13 protein-coding genes are annotated in these 15116 nt (G+C 44.5%); 7 read left to right on the top strand and 6 right to left on the bottom strand.

Annotated features, from left to right (window positions below; translation table 11 throughout):
• The first annotated feature begins 192 nt into the window (after window positions 1-192).
• A complete protein-coding gene (locus L1D37_RS15270) occupies window positions 193-1398 on the top strand; it encodes a carbohydrate porin (protein WP_239848385.1) in 1206 nt (401 codons plus the stop codon).
• A 110-nt stretch (window positions 1399-1508) separates the two neighbouring features.
• On the opposite strand, the gene L1D37_RS15275 is transcribed toward L1D37_RS15270, so the two are convergent.
• The 3 genes from L1D37_RS15275 to metN all read right to left on the bottom strand — a co-directional run bounded on the left by L1D37_RS15275 (window position 1509) and on the right by metN (window position 4106).
• The gene (locus L1D37_RS15275; protein WP_017630795.1) at window positions 1509-2318 is read right to left on the bottom strand and encodes a MetQ/NlpA family lipoprotein; all 810 of its coding nucleotides are present in this window, start codon (window positions 2316-2318) and stop codon (window positions 1509-1511) included.
• A gap of 80 nt (window positions 2319-2398) precedes the next feature.
• On the bottom strand, window positions 2399-3082 hold the full coding sequence (locus L1D37_RS15280; protein WP_017060764.1) for a methionine ABC transporter permease: 684 nt from the start codon (window positions 3080-3082) through the stop codon (window positions 2399-2401).
• Entirely contained in the window at window positions 3072-4106 is a 1035-nt protein-coding gene (metN, locus tag L1D37_RS15285; RefSeq protein ID WP_017060763.1) for a methionine ABC transporter ATP-binding protein MetN, read from the bottom strand. Before metN ends, L1D37_RS15280 begins: the two co-directional genes overlap by 11 nt.
• Before the next feature lie 207 nt (window positions 4107-4313).
• Between metN and gmhB the strand changes: the two genes are divergently transcribed.
• The 5 genes from gmhB to treC all read left to right on the top strand — a co-directional run bounded on the left by gmhB (window position 4314) and on the right by treC (window position 9842).
• Window positions 4314-4898, top strand: a complete 585-nt coding sequence (gene gmhB, locus L1D37_RS15290; RefSeq protein ID WP_017060762.1) for a D-glycero-beta-D-manno-heptose 1,7-bisphosphate 7-phosphatase — start codon at window positions 4314-4316, stop codon at window positions 4896-4898.
• 115 nt (window positions 4899-5013) lie between these two features.
• Window positions 5014-5349: an MliC family protein gene (locus L1D37_RS15295; protein WP_239848386.1), complete on the top strand. Its 336-nt coding sequence runs from the start codon at window positions 5014-5016 to the stop codon at window positions 5347-5349.
• A gap of 91 nt (window positions 5350-5440) precedes the next feature.
• Window positions 5441-6385, top strand: coding sequence for a trehalose operon repressor TreR (gene treR, locus L1D37_RS15300; protein ID WP_239848387.1), 945 nt, complete (start codon window positions 5441-5443; stop codon window positions 6383-6385).
• 205 nt (window positions 6386-6590) lie between these two features.
• Complete coding sequence (gene treB, locus L1D37_RS15305) at window positions 6591-8015, top strand: PTS trehalose transporter subunit IIBC (protein ID WP_239848388.1); 1425 nt, start codon at window positions 6591-6593, stop codon at window positions 8013-8015.
• 141 nt (window positions 8016-8156) lie between these two features.
• Window positions 8157-9842 (top strand): alpha,alpha-phosphotrehalase, encoded by a 1686-nt coding sequence (treC, locus tag L1D37_RS15310; RefSeq protein WP_239848389.1) that lies wholly within the window; start codon window positions 8157-8159, stop codon window positions 9840-9842.
• A gap of 144 nt (window positions 9843-9986) precedes the next feature.
• Here treC and L1D37_RS15315 read toward each other — a convergent pair whose 3' ends face one another.
• The 3 genes from L1D37_RS15315 to L1D37_RS15325 form a co-directional block, all read right to left on the bottom strand.
• Window positions 9987-10895 carry a hypothetical protein gene (locus L1D37_RS15315; RefSeq protein WP_239848390.1) on the bottom strand — a complete coding sequence of 303 codons (909 nt, stop codon included), beginning with the start codon at window positions 10893-10895 and terminating at the stop codon, window positions 9987-9989.
• Window positions 10896-11040: 145 nt separating this feature from the next.
• Window positions 11041-12549, bottom strand: a complete 1509-nt coding sequence (locus L1D37_RS15320) for a winged helix-turn-helix domain-containing protein (protein WP_239848391.1) — start codon at window positions 12547-12549, stop codon at window positions 11041-11043.
• A gap of 89 nt (window positions 12550-12638) precedes the next feature.
• Complete coding sequence (locus L1D37_RS15325; protein ID WP_017630786.1) at window positions 12639-13241, bottom strand: YitT family protein; 603 nt, start codon at window positions 13239-13241, stop codon at window positions 12639-12641.
• Between the two features lie 347 nt (window positions 13242-13588).
• Here L1D37_RS15325 and glyA point away from each other — a divergent pair, with 347 nt between their 5' ends.
• Window positions 13589-14839, top strand: a complete 1251-nt coding sequence (glyA, locus tag L1D37_RS15330; RefSeq protein ID WP_017066387.1) for a serine hydroxymethyltransferase — start codon at window positions 13589-13591, stop codon at window positions 14837-14839.
• Window positions 14840-15116 lie beyond the last annotated feature (277 nt).

Raw genomic sequence — 15116 nt, forward strand, 5'->3', positions numbered from 1 at the left:
CTGTAGCTCTTAAGTATTCACCGAAATAATTCCACACCCATCAACTTTTGATCATTTCAATAGTTAACTGGATCACAGTAATCAATCAGTTCCCTTTCAATTTATATTCCTCTCAATATAAATGGGATCGATCCCATGGGAATGTTCCCATTTATAAAAATAACGTAATTCTAGATGTTAAAGGAATGGACGATGAAACTGTTACCTATTGCTGCTGCACTCTCTACTGCTTTACTTGCACCTAATTTATACGCTGATGAAACCATGCCATTGGAGTTTAATGGCTACATGCGCGGCGGCGTTGGCCTGAGTAATGAAGGCGGTTCAAATAGTAAATGGGAGGTGAGTAAAGTTGGACGACTCGGCAACGAAAATGATCTGTATGGCGAGTTTGGTTTTAAAAAAGAAGTGTATGCTGAGGACGACGTTTCATTTTTAGTTGATTCCATGTTGTCGTACTGGCAAGGCCAAGATGAGAACGCGGCGGATAAAAGCGTGGATGTCGTTCAACTCAATGTTCAAGCGGTAGGGCTTTTTGAAGATAAAGACATTGGCATTTGGGCGGGTGAGCGCTACTACCAACGCCATGATGTACACATCGTTGATAACTACTACTGGGATGTCAGTGGTATTGGTGCGGGGGTTGAACACATCAATATGGGACCAGGTAAATTATCGGTGGCTTTGATTCAAGACACAGTGACAGGCGATGTGTTTGATGGCAAAGAAACCACAGCCATGATTGCTGATATACGTTATGCGGGTATTCCATTGTGGAACAATGCAGACCTTGAGGTCGGTATTGATATGAACTTCGCCAATGAAAAGCAGGGTCAAACGGTGGACGCGGATGATAGCGTGATGCTGACAGCCAGTCTAAATCAAAACCTAGCGGGTGGTTTCAACAAAACCATTCTCCAAGTGGCTAACTCTGGTTATGCCGAGCAGATGACCACCTTTGGTACCGGTAAGGGTATCGTTCGTGATGCAAACAACAACGATGCGGATGGCTTCCGATTGATTAACTGGGGTGTGCTTGCTATCGGTGAGAACATCGAATTTGGCCACACGGTTCGTTATGCTGCGTCATCGGGTGTTGGTGCTAATAACAGTGATGATGAGTCGTTCAGTGCCGTAATCCGTCCGCTTTATAAGTGGGACAAGCGCATGCGTACCATTCTTGAAATTGGTGGCTTTGTGGAAACCATTGATAACCAAGACGGCGCGGGCGGTAAGTTCACTGTCGCTCAGGCTTGGGTTCCGCAAGTGGGTTTCTGGTCTCGTCCTGAATTCCGTATTTTTGCGACTTACCTAAACGATGCTGAAAATGACAATGCCTTCGGTGAAGGTAAGAACAGTGAAATGAGTGTCGGTATGCAAGTGGAAGCTTGGTGGTAAGCCGTGCCTTTCTAACGAACTGCGGTACATAAAAAACTGCCGTAGATAAAAAAGGGGCTGACGTTATGTCAGCCCCTTCGGGTATCTATACGATGCTGCAGCTTAGGTGATTACCAACCTTTAACTACGCCACCTTGGAAGATATCAGAAGCTGCGTTGTACACTTCTTCAGTTTGGTAAGCTTTAACGAAGTTCTGCACGTTTTCAGCGTTTAGGTTGTCTTCACGAGAAACGATTAGGTTTACGTAAGGAGAATCTTTGTCTTCAACGAATACACCATCTTTTTGTGGAGTAAGATTGATAGAGCTTGCGTAAGTTGTGTTGATGATAGAAAGCGCTACATCATCAAGAGAACGTGGCAGTTGTGCTGCGTCTAGTTCAACAATCGTTAGGTTTTTAGGGTTCTTAACGATGTCACGAACGGTTGCTAGAAGACCAGCACCTTCACGAAGCTCAAGAAGACCTTGTTGCTCAAGAAGTAGTAGAGAACGACCTAGGTTTGTTGGATCGTTTGGTACCGCAATACGAGCACCGTCTTGGATTTCGTCTACAGATTTCACTTCTTTAGAGTAACCAGCGATAGGGTAAACAAACGTGTTACCAGCGATAGTCAGTTTGTAACCACGGTCAGCTACTTGCTGATCTAGGTACGGTGCGTGTTGGAATGCGTTGATGTCGATAGAGCCATCATCCAGTGCCGCGTTTGGTGTTACGTAATCCGTAAAAGTAACCAGTTCAACGTCTAGGCCGTACTGCTCTTTTGCTACTTTAGCTGCAACTTCAGCAACTTGCGCTTCAGCACCTGCCATTACGCCAACTTTTACTTTAGACGTATCCACTTCTTTATCACCACAACCTGCTAGTACTAGCGCTGATGCCGCTGCTGCGATAGTAAGTAAACCTTTAAGGCTAAATTTCATAATAATCTCCTTTTAATAAATCTATTTAATTTGGTTCAGATGACTCTTGTCTTAGATAGTTTGCGTTTAACGCTGAGTCTTTATCTGTGGTCAACGCGGCGAACTAATGAATCACCGATTGATTGAATAATTTGTACAAGCACAATCAACATCACTACCGTTACAGCCATGATGGTCACATCGTAACGGTGGAATCCGTAACGAATCGCGACATCACCTAGGCCACCGCCACCAACCGTACCTGCCATTGCTGAATAGCTCACAAGTGTCACTAGCGTAATCGTTACTGAGTTGATAATAGTCGGTAGTGCTTCAGGAAGCAGAACCTTATTGATGATTTGTGTTGGTGTTGCGCCCATTGATTGAGCCGCTTCTACTAGACCTGTTGGTACTTCAAGTAGCGCACTCTCGATAAGTCGAGCCACGAATGGGATAGCGCCAATCGTTAGTGGAACAATCGCAGCGGTTGTTCCGATGAAGGTACCAATCAGCATCTTAGTCAGTGGGATAATCGCAACCATCAACACTAAGAAAGGCACTGAACGACCCACGTTCACAATCGCACCTAGAATCTTGTTTACTTTGGTGTTCTCTAACAGGCCACCTTTTTTAGTCGTATGTAGAATCACGCCTAATGGAATACCGACAGCAAAGCCAACAATGCCCGCAACTGCAACCATGTAAAGCGTTTCGCCAGTTGCGCCTAATAGAAGGTTACCGTTAAGGCTGATCCAGTCAGCAATCTCGTTGAAACTAAAGGACATAACCAAGCACCTCTACTTTTACATTGTTGTCGCGTAGGAATTGGATAGCAGCATTATCATCTGCTTCATTACCGAACAGTTCAGCAACCATCATGCCGAACTTCACGCCGCCGGCGTAATCAAGGTCAGAGCTTAGAATGCTGACATCGATATTGAATTTGCGTGCAATCTGAGTCATCAGCGGAGCATCAACCGTCGCGCCTGTAAACTCAAGGCGCACTAGCGGGTAACTACTGTTTACGCGAGTCTCTTGCAAGCGCGCTTGGTAATCTTCAGGAATCGTCAGATCCAGCGTTGAACGAATAAATTGATGCGCAAGCTCAGTTTTAGGGTGAGCAAAGATGTCACCAACTGTGCCTTTCTCTACCAATTCACCACCGCCAATGATCGCCACTTCGTGACAAATGCTCTTAACTACATCCATCTCGTGCGTAATAAGCAGGATAGTGATGTTCAGCTTGCGGTTGATTTCACGCAGCAGCTCAAGAATCGATTGAGTGGTTGCAGGATCCAGTGCGCTGGTCGCTTCATCACACAGCAGTACTTTCGGGTCAGAGGCCAGTGCACGAGCAATCGCAACACGCTGCTTTTGACCACCACTTAGGTTTGCAGGGTAAGTGTCACGTTTATCAGCCAAGCCAACGAGTTCAAGTAACTCACTCACTTTCGCTTCAATAATCGCTTTATCTTTACCTGCAAGTTCTAAAGGCAGTGCTACATTGTTAAATACAGTACGAGAAGACAGCAGGTTGAAGTGCTGGAAAATCATGCCGATGTTACGGCGTGCTTCGCTAAGTTCAGATTTGCTGAGTTTTGTCAGGTCGATACCGTCAACAATCACTTCACCTGAAGTTGGCGCTTCCAACATATTTACACAGCGGATTAGGGTACTTTTGCCTGCACCTGAAGAGCCGATGACTCCAAAGATTTGACCTTGAGGAATGTGGAGGTTGATATCAATTAAGGCATTGATTTCTTTAGTACCTTGATAAAAAACCTTGTTGACTTGATTCACTTTAATCATAGAGAAACCCGTGCAGGTAGAACAGAATAATATGTCGATAGCTCGCTCGATTTACAGACGATGCTATGGTGTTCTATGATCTAAGTCAATAGATATTTTTACGTCTAGACGGCTAAACGTCGATTGTATGGCTAAGCTGGAAACAAATCGTTAACGAACGCAAAACTAAATAGATAGTGATGAAGCAAATAAAGCGTGTAATAATTAATGATTAATAGAGAGTTGATAGAGAACAAAATTTTGTCTAAACCTGCTGTTTTTTTAGATCGTGATGGTGTGATTAACGTTGATCACGGCTACGTACATGATGAGCATGACTTTGAATACATCGACGGTGTGTTTGAAGCGGCGAAAGCGTTTAAAGATATGGGCTATTTATTGGTGCTAGTGACTAACCAGTCAGGCATTGCTCGTGGCATGTTTAGCGAAGACCGTTTTCTTTCTTTAACGCAGTGGATGGATTGGAACTTTGTTGATAATGGTGTCGAGCTCGATGGCATTTATTACTGTCCTCACCACGCTGAGCACGGCATTGGTGACTACAAGCAAGATTGTGAATGTCGTAAGCCAAAGCCAGGCATGTTCATTTCTGCTCGTGACTTTCTGAAGATTGATATGGCTAACTCTGTGATGATTGGCGATAAAGCTGAAGACATGATGGCTGCAGAAGCCGCAGGTGTTGGCACTAAAGTATTGGTAAGAACTGGTAAGCCAATCACTGAAAAGGGTGAAGCGCTAGCTAGTGTGGTACTTGATAGCATTAAAGATGTACCTGCTTTCTTAAAAGGCTAAGCGTTTATTTGTCACTAAGGTATTTACCTATCACTAGGCACTTACTTATCAATAAGGTTTTCCTAACCTGAGACTAAACTAAGTGTCATGACTATATAAAGATGAGGAACGAAGTATGAAAGCTATGTTGGTAGCATCTCTATGTACGGTAGCATTGGTCGGGTGCTCTAAATCTGCAGCCCCTGATAGTGCAGCATCGGATAATCAATTCGTGACTTATCAATGTGAGTCTGACGTCACGTTTGATGTGGCTTACCTTAGTAATGAAAAAGCAGTATTACGTTTACCTGATAACGAGTACCAATTGACTCAAGTACCGGCAGGCTCAGGAACCAAATACATTCTAGATGATGGCACCTCAGAGATGATTAACAGCATCACTTTGCGTACTAAAGGTGACGACGCACGCCTCGAACTTGGCCGTGTGGTCTATCGTAATTGCCAAAAGTAAGTCATAGTAAGAACTGCTATAATTTACAAATAGTTAAGTGAGGGAACCTACCCTCACTTTTTCTTCTCTTCCCTTTAACGTTAGACTTTTTATGAGCAAAAAACTCACTATTCTCGATATTGCTAAGCTGTCCGGTGTTGGTAAGTCAACCGTATCTCGCGTTCTGACCAATGATCCTAAAGTGAAACCTGAAACCCGTGAAAGGGTGGAAAGAGTAATTCAAGAATCTGGGTACACGCCTTCAAAGTCTGCGCAATCAATGCGTGGTGGCAGTCAAAAAGTCATCGGCGTGATCATCTCTCGTTTAGACTCTCCCTCTGAAAACAAAGCCGTTAGCACCATGCTAGCTGAGTTGTATCGAGCGGATTACGACGTGGTGATCATGGAAAGCCAACTCGACAGAGAAAAAGCCAATGAACACCTTCAGGTTCTAAAGCGTCGCAATGTGGATGGCATCATTGTGTTTGGCTTTACGGACTGTGATATTCCTGCGATCGAAGCGTGGGAACACAAAGCCGTGGTTATTGCTTTGGATACCGAGAACGTAACGTCGATTAACTACGATAACCAACAGGTGATCAATAGTGCGTTAGCGCATCTTTCGGAGCAGGGGATCTCAGATGTCGGCTTTATTGGTGTTGATCCTAGCGATAAATCAACCGGTGAGCTGCGTCTTAAGGCTTATCTTGATTGGTGCGAAAGCACTGGAGTGATTGCGAACTATCGTACTGGGCAGCTTCATCATGAAAGCGCTTATCAGCTGGTGGATGAGGTACTGACTCCTACTACTCAAGCACTTGTTTGTGCCAGTGACACATTGGCTCTTGGTGTGATCAAGCGTCTACAAGAACTACAACGTGAAGATGTGGTTGTGACAGGCGTTGGTGGTAATGATCTTCTCTCTTTCTTGTTCCCTCGTGTATTTAGCATTGATCCTGGCTACCAATCTGCAGGTAAGTTGGCGGCTAATCTATTGATCTCTCAGCTTTTAGGCAATTCAGAGATCTCTCATCACACCCAATCTCCGATTCTATAATCCACTCAATTAAGCGAAATCTAACCGCTTAGATTAAAATTAGAGTGTGATCTCTTTCAATTAATGGGACTGTTCCCATTTTAATTTATCATTCATGCGGGCATTATAACAATCGTGATTGGGAATGTTCCCATAAATCTAAATCTTGAGTGGTTGTTGCTGCATGGTTTAGATGAGTAATTGAATGAAACCAGGGTGGGGTAGTATGAGTAAGATAGCGAAGCAAGACGTTGCGCGTCTTATCGAGTTAGTCGGTGGCAAAGAAAATATTGCGAGTGTCAGCCATTGTCTGACTCGACTGCGTTTTGTATTGAACGATACAGAACAAGCGGACAAAGCAGAACTAGAAAAGCTGAAGCTGGTAAAAGGCTGCTTTACGAACGCAGGTCAATTCCAAGTCGTGATTGGTACAGAGGTTGATGAAGTGTACGCACTTCTGATTGAGCAAACGGGTAAAGAGGCATCATCAAAAGATGAGTCTAAACTTGCTGCTCGTCAGAACATGAACTTCCTTGAGCGTGGTATCTCCCATTTAGCCGAAATTTTCGTACCACTGCTGCCTGCCATCATTACGGGTGGTTTGATTCTTGGTTTCCGTAATGTGATTGGCGACATTCGCATGTTCGACGGCAAAACCCTCGTTGAAATCAGCCAATTTTGGGCAACCGTTCACTCTTTCTTGTGGCTGATTGGCGAAGCGATTTTCTTCTTCCTACCGGTTGGCGTGTGTTGGGCGACGGTTAAGAAACTCGGCGGAACCCCTATTTTGGGTATCACGCTCGGTGTGACCTTGGTTTCTCCACAGTTGATGAACGCTTACATGATAGGTAAATCGGTACCTGAGGTTTGGGACTTTGGTTTGTTTGTGATTGAGAAAGTTGGTTATCAGGCACAGGTGATCCCTGCGATGTTAGCGGGTGTGGCTCTGGCGTTCATTGAGACTAACCTTAAGCGTATTGTTCCTTCTTATCTGTACCTTGTTGTCGTGCCATTTGTCTCGATTATTTTGTCTGTGATTCTAGCGCACGCTTTCATTGGCCCATTTGGCCGTATGTTAGGCGATGGTGTGGCATTCGCGGCTAAAGCAGCAATGACAGGTGACTTTGCGATTCTTGGTTCAGTGGTATTTGGCTTCCTATACGCACCTTTGGTTATTACAGGTATTCACCACACAACCAACGCAGTCGACCTACAACTGATGCAAGACTTAGGCGGCACACCAATCTGGCCTTTGATCGCGCTATCAAATATTGCACAAGCTTCAGCTGTTGTCGGCATCATCATCTTAAGCAAACGCGAAGGTGAACGAGACATCTCGGTTCCAGCAGCAATCTCTGCCTACTTAGGCGTGACAGAGCCTGCGATGTACGGCATCAACCTTAAATACAAATTCCCAATGTTGAGCGCAATGATCGGCAGTGCTGCAGCGGCTGCAATCTGTGGTAGTGCAGGTGTGATGGCGAATGGTATCGGTGTTGGTGGCTTGCCGGGCATCTTATCGATTCAACCGCAATATTGGTCTGTTTACTTAATTGCGATGCTGGTGGCGATTGTACTACCCGTCACGTTAACACTGTTCTTCTATAAACGAGCACAGATGAAAGGCGAGCTAGAAACCGCCAACGCGTAATGCATTAAATAAGCGATGACTCCAAAGTGAGCCATCGCTTTTTCTCTTAGTTATAGCTTTTTCTTTTAGTTATAACGGCTATTCGACCATGATTCACATGGTGATTTTTTATTTATATTTTCTGGTAAGTGAGTGTTAGAGATGGCGATGACTGAGCATGATGAAAGTTGGTGGAAAACCGCAACCATCTATCAAATCTACCCAAAGAGCTTTTGTGACAGTGGCAGTAAAGGTACTGGCGATATCAAAGGGATCATTTCGAAACTGGATTATCTTAAACACTTGAGTGTGGATGCAATTTGGTTAACCCCAGTTTACGCATCCCCAATGATCGATAACGGCTACGATATTTCAGATTACTATGCGATTAACCCGCAATTCGGCACCATGGAAGACTTCGACCTATTGCTGGCTGAAGCGCACCAACGTGGTATTCGTATCGTGATGGATATCGTGGTAAACCACACCTCAACAGAACATGCGTGGTTTCAGTCTGCATTGGGTGACAAAAACAGCCCATACCGCGACTACTACATCTGGAAAGACCCAGTAAACGGTCAAGCGCCAACCAACTGGCAGTCTAAGTTCGGTGGTAATGCATGGGAAATGGATGAAGCGACGGGTCAATATTTCCTACACCTCTTTGCAAAAGAGCAGGCCGACCTTAATTGGGAGAACCCGGTTGTACGTGAAGAAGTGAAAGACGTCATCAGCTTCTGGGCTGAGAAGGGCGTTGATGGCTTCCGCTTGGATGTGATCAACCTGATTTCGAAACAGCAAGATTTCCCTAACGATGATATCGGTGATGGTCGTCGTTTTTACACTGATGGCCCACGAGTGCACGAATACCTGAAAGAGATCAGCGAAGCGGTATTCCAGAAGTACGGTAGCGTGACAGTAGGCGAGATGTCTTCAACGACACTGGAGCATTGCCAGCGATATTCAAACATTGATAACAGCGAGCTATCGATGGTGTTTAACTTTCATCACCTCAAGGTGGATTACACTAATGGTGAGAAGTGGACTAATGCGCCGTTTGATTTCTTACAGCTCAAGTCGATCTTCAATCATTGGCAAACAGGCTTGAACGGCAAGGGGTGGGGCGCATTGTTCTGGTGTAACCACGATCAACCGCGAGTGGTGAGCCGTTTAGGTGATGATCAGCAGTATCGTGTTGAGTCGGCGAAGATGCTGGCTGCGTCTGTACACATGATGCAAGGCACGCCGTATATCTATCAAGGTGAAGAGATTGGCATGACCAATCCTGGTTATACTGAGATCAGCCAATATTGTGATGTCGAGAGTACCAACATGTATGACATCATGGTTAACCGTGATGGTGTGGCGCATCAAGATATGATGGCGATTCTGGCGCAGAAATCTCGTGATAACTCTCGCACGCCGATGCAATGGAATAGCGAAGCGCATGCAGGCTTCTCACAAGCTAAGCCGTGGCTAGATGTTGCGAATAACTTCACTGAGATTAACGCTGAGCAAGCGCTGGAAGACAAAGATTCTGTTTTTTACTTCTACAAGAGCTTGATTGAGTTACGTAAAGAAGTGCCCGTGATTACTCATGGTAGCTACAAAGATTTGTTGCCTGAGCACCCATCGGTATTTGCGTATTCTCGCGAGACGGATAGTCAGACTTTGTTGTGTATTAATAACTACTATGGTGAAGAGGCGGAATGCGTTTTACCGGAACGTTTTGATATGAGCAAGGCGAAGAGTTTGTTGTCTAACTATCAAGAAGCGAACACTTCAGCAGCATTACATCATCAAGTCTTACGTCCTTACGAGACTCGTATTCTCTTGATTGAAGGTTAACCTTGTTTCATTTTAAGAAGCCTGATTCTTACTCCCCTTAAAGGATTGGGCTTTTACAAAGGCTTTGGAGAGCTCCCCAAAGCCTTTTTTATTGTTTGTAGCTAGTCAGCAGTTACGCTCAGGTTCAGTGAATCTAAGTCAGGGCTAGCTAATCGAAGTCAGTGACGCTGCTGATTCTTCGATCGCAGATTGTTCTACAGACATCAATTCAATCTGTTCAATTAAGCCGATGCTAGGGTTGAACCAGCGCTCTGATGATGTGCCAAATTCTGCGGAATCCATACCTTCACAGTTGATGTAGTAGGTGTTTTTCTCTGTTAGATTCGCAGCTTCGATTGATTTATCAGAGATCTTAAAATTCTTACGTACGCCTGTTTCTTCAATATGTTGTTGCCATGTGACTTGGCATGACGCATTCGTTGGAAGGCTTGAGACCCACGAGTGGTCTTCAAAGTCATTCAGCATGTTAGCGACAGCTTCGCCATCTAACGTCATTTGTAATGAAACGGTTTCCTTACTGATATCAATGATTGGGTTACTCTCTTTTACGTCAGCACCTTTTAAACGGAAAAGAGGGCTGCTGTGCATAACGGTTGTGATGTATTGGCTACCAATAAAGTAGGCATTGGTAACTTCGTGTAGACCGCGGTCAGGGCCTGCAAAATAAATGCTGCCGTCTTCTTCTGTACCTTCAACATTCGTCATGATGTCTTCAGAAACATAAAATTCGGTGATGCCGTAGTTGATTAGGTCATTGATAACTTGAACTACTGCTTCATTGCCAGCCTCCTCTTCTAGCCCTGCAATGATGAGTTCACCGCTTAAAGGAGTGAAGTTCATTGTCATCACGCCTTCAGTCTGACCATCTTTGGTAAATGAGTAGCTCAATGTTGTTTCTGGTTTAGGGGCAAATGCAGAGCTCGCAATTGGGTAATCTACCTGATTGCTTGGACCTTTATTGCCATCTGTTGAACCTGAAGAAGAGCCACCTCCGCCGCCACAGCCATAAAGAGCAAAGAGAGAAGTCGCAAGCAGCGTCATGGTTTTTTTCATGTTGAGCATTCCTAATATAGTTGGCCTAGAGCGGCCTGATGTTTTTAGGAATGCTATTGGTGAGAGAGTTAATAGGGCAAAAAATGAAGATACATAAGATCTTAATTTATATTTAAGTTTTTGTTTTTAAATGTTTTATGTTTTTTTATTCGGAAAGTTGATGACCGACATTCGTGCAGTAGTTAAGCATCAGATTTTCCCACTGCTTAATGATAAGTGGCTCTTTGATGCTCAATTTTAGATTTTTCCAAGGCTGGAGGCAGGTCGATTTCGACTCAGGTTTGGATAAGCGATCAAACAACTCTTCTGAAGGAATCACTCGTAATAACGCGACCAAAGATTCCATGTAGTTGAGGCGAAACTTATCCATGTCCCCTTGTTTGTAAGCAATATGGGAAATCATCATATAGACCAGTGCGTTCTCAATGGTCGAATTGCCCGCCGTGTTGGTCAGAAATTCCTTCGCGGTTTGCAGGTCTCTTAACTTGAAGTGAATAATCCCAAGCCAGAGTTTTAGCTCGTCGGGAATCAACTTAAAGCGAGTTTGTACCAGACTAGTGAAGCTAATAAGGCGTTGGTGGTCGGTCTCAAACAGTGCCAGCTGTCGAGCGAGCAAGGTTGAGGTCATCACGTTGAGTGGAATGTTATCAAGCTTCAGCGTTTCCCCGTTTAGCAAGCGGCTCAGCTCTTTATCACTGACAGACCACTCTGGTGATAGCGGAGCAGGTAAAGCGAAGTAGTTCGCTAGCTCTCTATTTATCTCCATCAAGTCTTCACTGAGGTTATCAATCTCTATTGAGTAGACACCGCGGAAAGCAAGTTTGCCTGAACTTGGATAAATAAGGCTGACTTTAGCAGCAAGACGTGTATCGACTTCCTGATCTTTCAATTGAATATTGAGCAGGTAATCACTGGTGCGCATGTTTTTGGCGCCCGGAAAAAAGGGCGTGCTGTCTATTGGGTCTACGAAATAACTTGGCGCGTCTTGATTTGCTAAATCGGTATAAGCGTATTCAATTTGTTGTTGAAGCAGCAGCGCTTTAACGGCTTTGCGATGCGTTCTCGCATTGTCTCCAATGGCATCGATACGGTTTAGCAATAGCTCGACCTTAGGAATCAGTCTTTGTGTGCGTTCAAGCTCTGAGGCTTGGTTTGAAGAGTGCCAAAACATATAGCCTAAAGTCGCAGTGCTTATCAGCAACACAACAGAGAGTGACAGTAACAACAGATTAAACGGTGATGTCTTTTTGCTCGCTTGAGGTTGCTCGGTTACCTCAAGAGGTTGGGGCTGGGCATTGGCCAAGCTCACAGAGCTAGGGTTAAGGAAGTACCCTTTGCGTGGGTAGGTGACCAAGATCTTAGTCGCATCACTTTCTGGTAGGTACTTCTGCAGCACGGAGCGGAGTGTACTGATCCTGTTAGTAAGCACATTCTTCGAGATGAAGTTACTTTGCCAAACCGACTCGATGATCTGTTCAGCTGCGAGCGGTTCACCCACGCTAGTCAGAAACAGTTCGAGTAATTCAATAGAACGAGGTTCTAGATCGATGACCTGCTCATTGCAACTTAAGACACGTGTCGCGGGGTTGAATTCTAAACCTTCAATAGAGATCGAGGTTTGAGTGTCTTTGGCGCTAGAGAGGTAATCTTGCATAAGAAAAGAGAGGGTAGCTTATAAAAGCTAAATACTAGCTGTTTTCGTTATGAAAAACAGCTAGTAATTCATTGATTGGATAGCTGGCGCTAAGACGCGTAGTTCACTGAATAACGCGTAGGCTTGTGATTCATCGCTAATACGATGTTCAATACCGCAGTGCCCAATACAGAAACTGCAATCACCCAAGGCGATACGAAGAAGAATGATGCAAACAGAATACACGCATCAATAGCCATTTGGGTTTTGCCTACTGAGATACCGTAGCGATCTTGAATGAACAAACACAAGACGTTGAAGCCGCCCAAGCTTGAGCGGTGACGGAATAAGATCAGCATACCTAAGCCCATTAACAGGCCGCCTGCAACAGCGCAGTAAATCTCATTATGAACTTCTAACGAGATCACCAAGTATAAATGATCGGCAAACACAGACACTAAAGCCCCTGATATGGCACTGCTTATTGCGAAGTGACGGCCAAATCGTTTCCATGCTAATAAGTAGAATGGGCAATTAGCAATAAAGTACAAAATACCAAAGGTTACCGGCATAAATTGACTCAAAAGCAGAGCCAAGCCAGTAGTGCCACCAGTAAGTAGGTTCGCTGACTGCAAAAAGAAGACGCCTAACGCCACTAAAAACGTGCCAGTGAGGATTGCTACCCAATCTTCTTTACGTGAGTGTTTTTCCATCGTTTTTATAATTACCTAACCAATAAAGGCGTGCATAGTAGAGAAAAACCTTAGCTTTCGGTAGCTAGAGGGGCAAAATTAAGGTAAACCTATGTAATCTGCGTTTTACAGGGTGTAAATCGTAAAATTGACAGTAAGCGTCATCTTTGGTTGGATAAGCTTAATAACCATGATGAATCTTATTTGTGATTATGAAAAAACTGCATGATAAAATTGCAATTAGCTCTTTATGACCTAGATCAAATTATGTAGAATGCGTCACATCAAAACGGTGACGGAAACGTTTGCTTTCGGTCGTTGTGTGGTTTTTTTGAAACTTTCAGTACAATCTGAGTCAGGAGATACAGATGCTTAAGCGTGACATGAACATTGCTGATTACGATGCGGATCTATTCGCAGCTATCCAAGAAGAAACTCTTCGTCAGGAAGAGCACATCGAACTTATCGCTTCAGAAAACTACACAAGCCCACGTGTAATGGAAGCTCAAGGTTCTCAGCTAACAAACAAATACGCTGAAGGCTACCCAGGCAAGCGTTACTACGGTGGTTGTGAGTACGTAGACAAAGTTGAAACTCTAGCAATTGAACGTGCATGTGAACTATTTGGTGCAGAGTACGCAAACGTACAGCCTCACTCAGGTTCTCAAGCAAACAACGCTGTATACATGGCACTACTAAATGCAGGCGATACGGTTCTAGGTATGAGCCTAGCGCACGGTGGTCACCTAACTCACGGTTCTCCAGTAAACTTCTCTGGTAAGCTTTACAACATCATCCCTTACGGTATCGATGAAGCGGGTCAAATCGATTACGAAGAGATGGAAAAGTTGGCTATCGAGAACAAGCCTAAAATGATCATCGGTGGTTTCTCTGCTTACTCTCAAATCTGTGATTGGAAGCGCATGCGTGAAATCGCTGATAAAGTAGGTGCTTACCTGTTCGTAGATATGGCTCACGTAGCAGGTCTAATCGCTGCAGGCGTTTACCCGAACCCAGTTCCACACGCTCACGTAGTAACTACAACGACGCACAAAACGCTTGCTGGTCCTCGTGGTGGTCTAATCCTTTCTAACGAAGGCGAAGATCTTTACAAGAAGCTGAACTCAGCAGTATTCCCAGGCGGCCAAGGTGGTCCTCTAATGCACGTTATCGCTGGTAAAGCAGTAGCGTTCAAAGAAGCTCTAGAGCCAGAGTTCAAAGAATACCAAGCACGCGTTGTTGCTAACGCAAAAGCAATGGTTGCTGAATTCCTAGCACGTGGTTACAACATCGTTTCAGGTTCTACAGAGAACCACCTGTTCCTAGTTGACCTAATCAACAAAGACATCACAGGTAAAGAAGCAGATGCAGCACTAGGTGCAGCAAACATCACTGTAAACAAGAACTCAGTACCAAACGACCCACGTAGCCCATTCGTTACTTCAGGTATCCGTATCGGTTCTCCTTCTATCACTCGTCGCGGTTTCTCAGAAGCAGACGCGAAAGAGTTAGCAGGTTGGATCTGTGACATCCTAGATAACATGGGTGATGAGTCTGTTATCGAAGCGACAAAAGCAAAAGTGCTAGAAATCTGTAAGCGTCTACCTGTTTACGCTTAATTTTTTCTTCGTAGTGATTTGAACTTCGTTGTCGAGCATGCTCACTTACATCCGTAAGCTCCGCGTGCTCTCCTAGAATTTCAAACAACTACTTTGAAAAACGATGATTCTAGAGGCTCCTTTATAGGGGCCTTAATTATATGGTCCGCCTCACTCTCAAGCCCTTAAGCTTAGAGTAGGCTCTCAGAATGAGGTGAACCATATGTCTTCTATTCATATTTTAGGTATCGACCTAGGTAAACATTGCTTCCATGCTATCGCACATAACCGTTGTGGC

The organism is Vibrio sp. Isolate33, assembly GCF_022397895.1.
Classification (GTDB): domain Bacteria; phylum Pseudomonadota; class Gammaproteobacteria; order Enterobacterales; family Vibrionaceae; genus Vibrio; species Vibrio pomeroyi.

Excerpts from the sequence above, each read along its gene's own strand:
- L1D37_RS15320 (WP_239848391.1), bottom strand. The coding sequence starts at position 12,549 with ATGCAAGATTACCTCTCTAGCGCCAAAGACACTCAAACCTCGATCTCT.
- L1D37_RS15325 (WP_017630786.1), bottom strand. The coding sequence starts at position 13,241 with ATGGAAAAACACTCACGTAAAGAAGATTGGGTAGCAATCCTCACTGGC.
- L1D37_RS15295 (WP_239848386.1), top strand. The coding sequence starts at position 5,014 with ATGAAAGCTATGTTGGTAGCATCTCTATGTACGGTAGCATTGGTCGGG.
- gmhB (WP_017060762.1), top strand. The coding sequence starts at position 4,314 with ATGATTAATAGAGAGTTGATAGAGAACAAAATTTTGTCTAAACCTGCT.
- L1D37_RS15315 (WP_239848390.1), bottom strand. The coding sequence starts at position 10,895 with ATGAAAAAAACCATGACGCTGCTTGCGACTTCTCTCTTTGCTCTTTAT.
- L1D37_RS15280 (WP_017060764.1), bottom strand. The coding sequence starts at position 3,082 with ATGTCCTTTAGTTTCAACGAGATTGCTGACTGGATCAGCCTTAACGGT.
- treR (WP_239848387.1), top strand. The coding sequence starts at position 5,441 with ATGAGCAAAAAACTCACTATTCTCGATATTGCTAAGCTGTCCGGTGTT.
- metN (WP_017060763.1), bottom strand. The coding sequence starts at position 4,106 with ATGATTAAAGTGAATCAAGTCAACAAGGTTTTTTATCAAGGTACTAAA.
- L1D37_RS15270 (WP_239848385.1), top strand. The coding sequence starts at position 193 with ATGAAACTGTTACCTATTGCTGCTGCACTCTCTACTGCTTTACTTGCA.
- treB (WP_239848388.1), top strand. The coding sequence starts at position 6,591 with ATGAGTAAGATAGCGAAGCAAGACGTTGCGCGTCTTATCGAGTTAGTC.
- glyA (WP_017066387.1), top strand. The coding sequence starts at position 13,589 with ATGCTTAAGCGTGACATGAACATTGCTGATTACGATGCGGATCTATTC.
- treC (WP_239848389.1), top strand. The coding sequence starts at position 8,157 with ATGGCGATGACTGAGCATGATGAAAGTTGGTGGAAAACCGCAACCATC.
- L1D37_RS15275 (WP_017630795.1), bottom strand. The coding sequence starts at position 2,318 with ATGAAATTTAGCCTTAAAGGTTTACTTACTATCGCAGCAGCGGCATCA.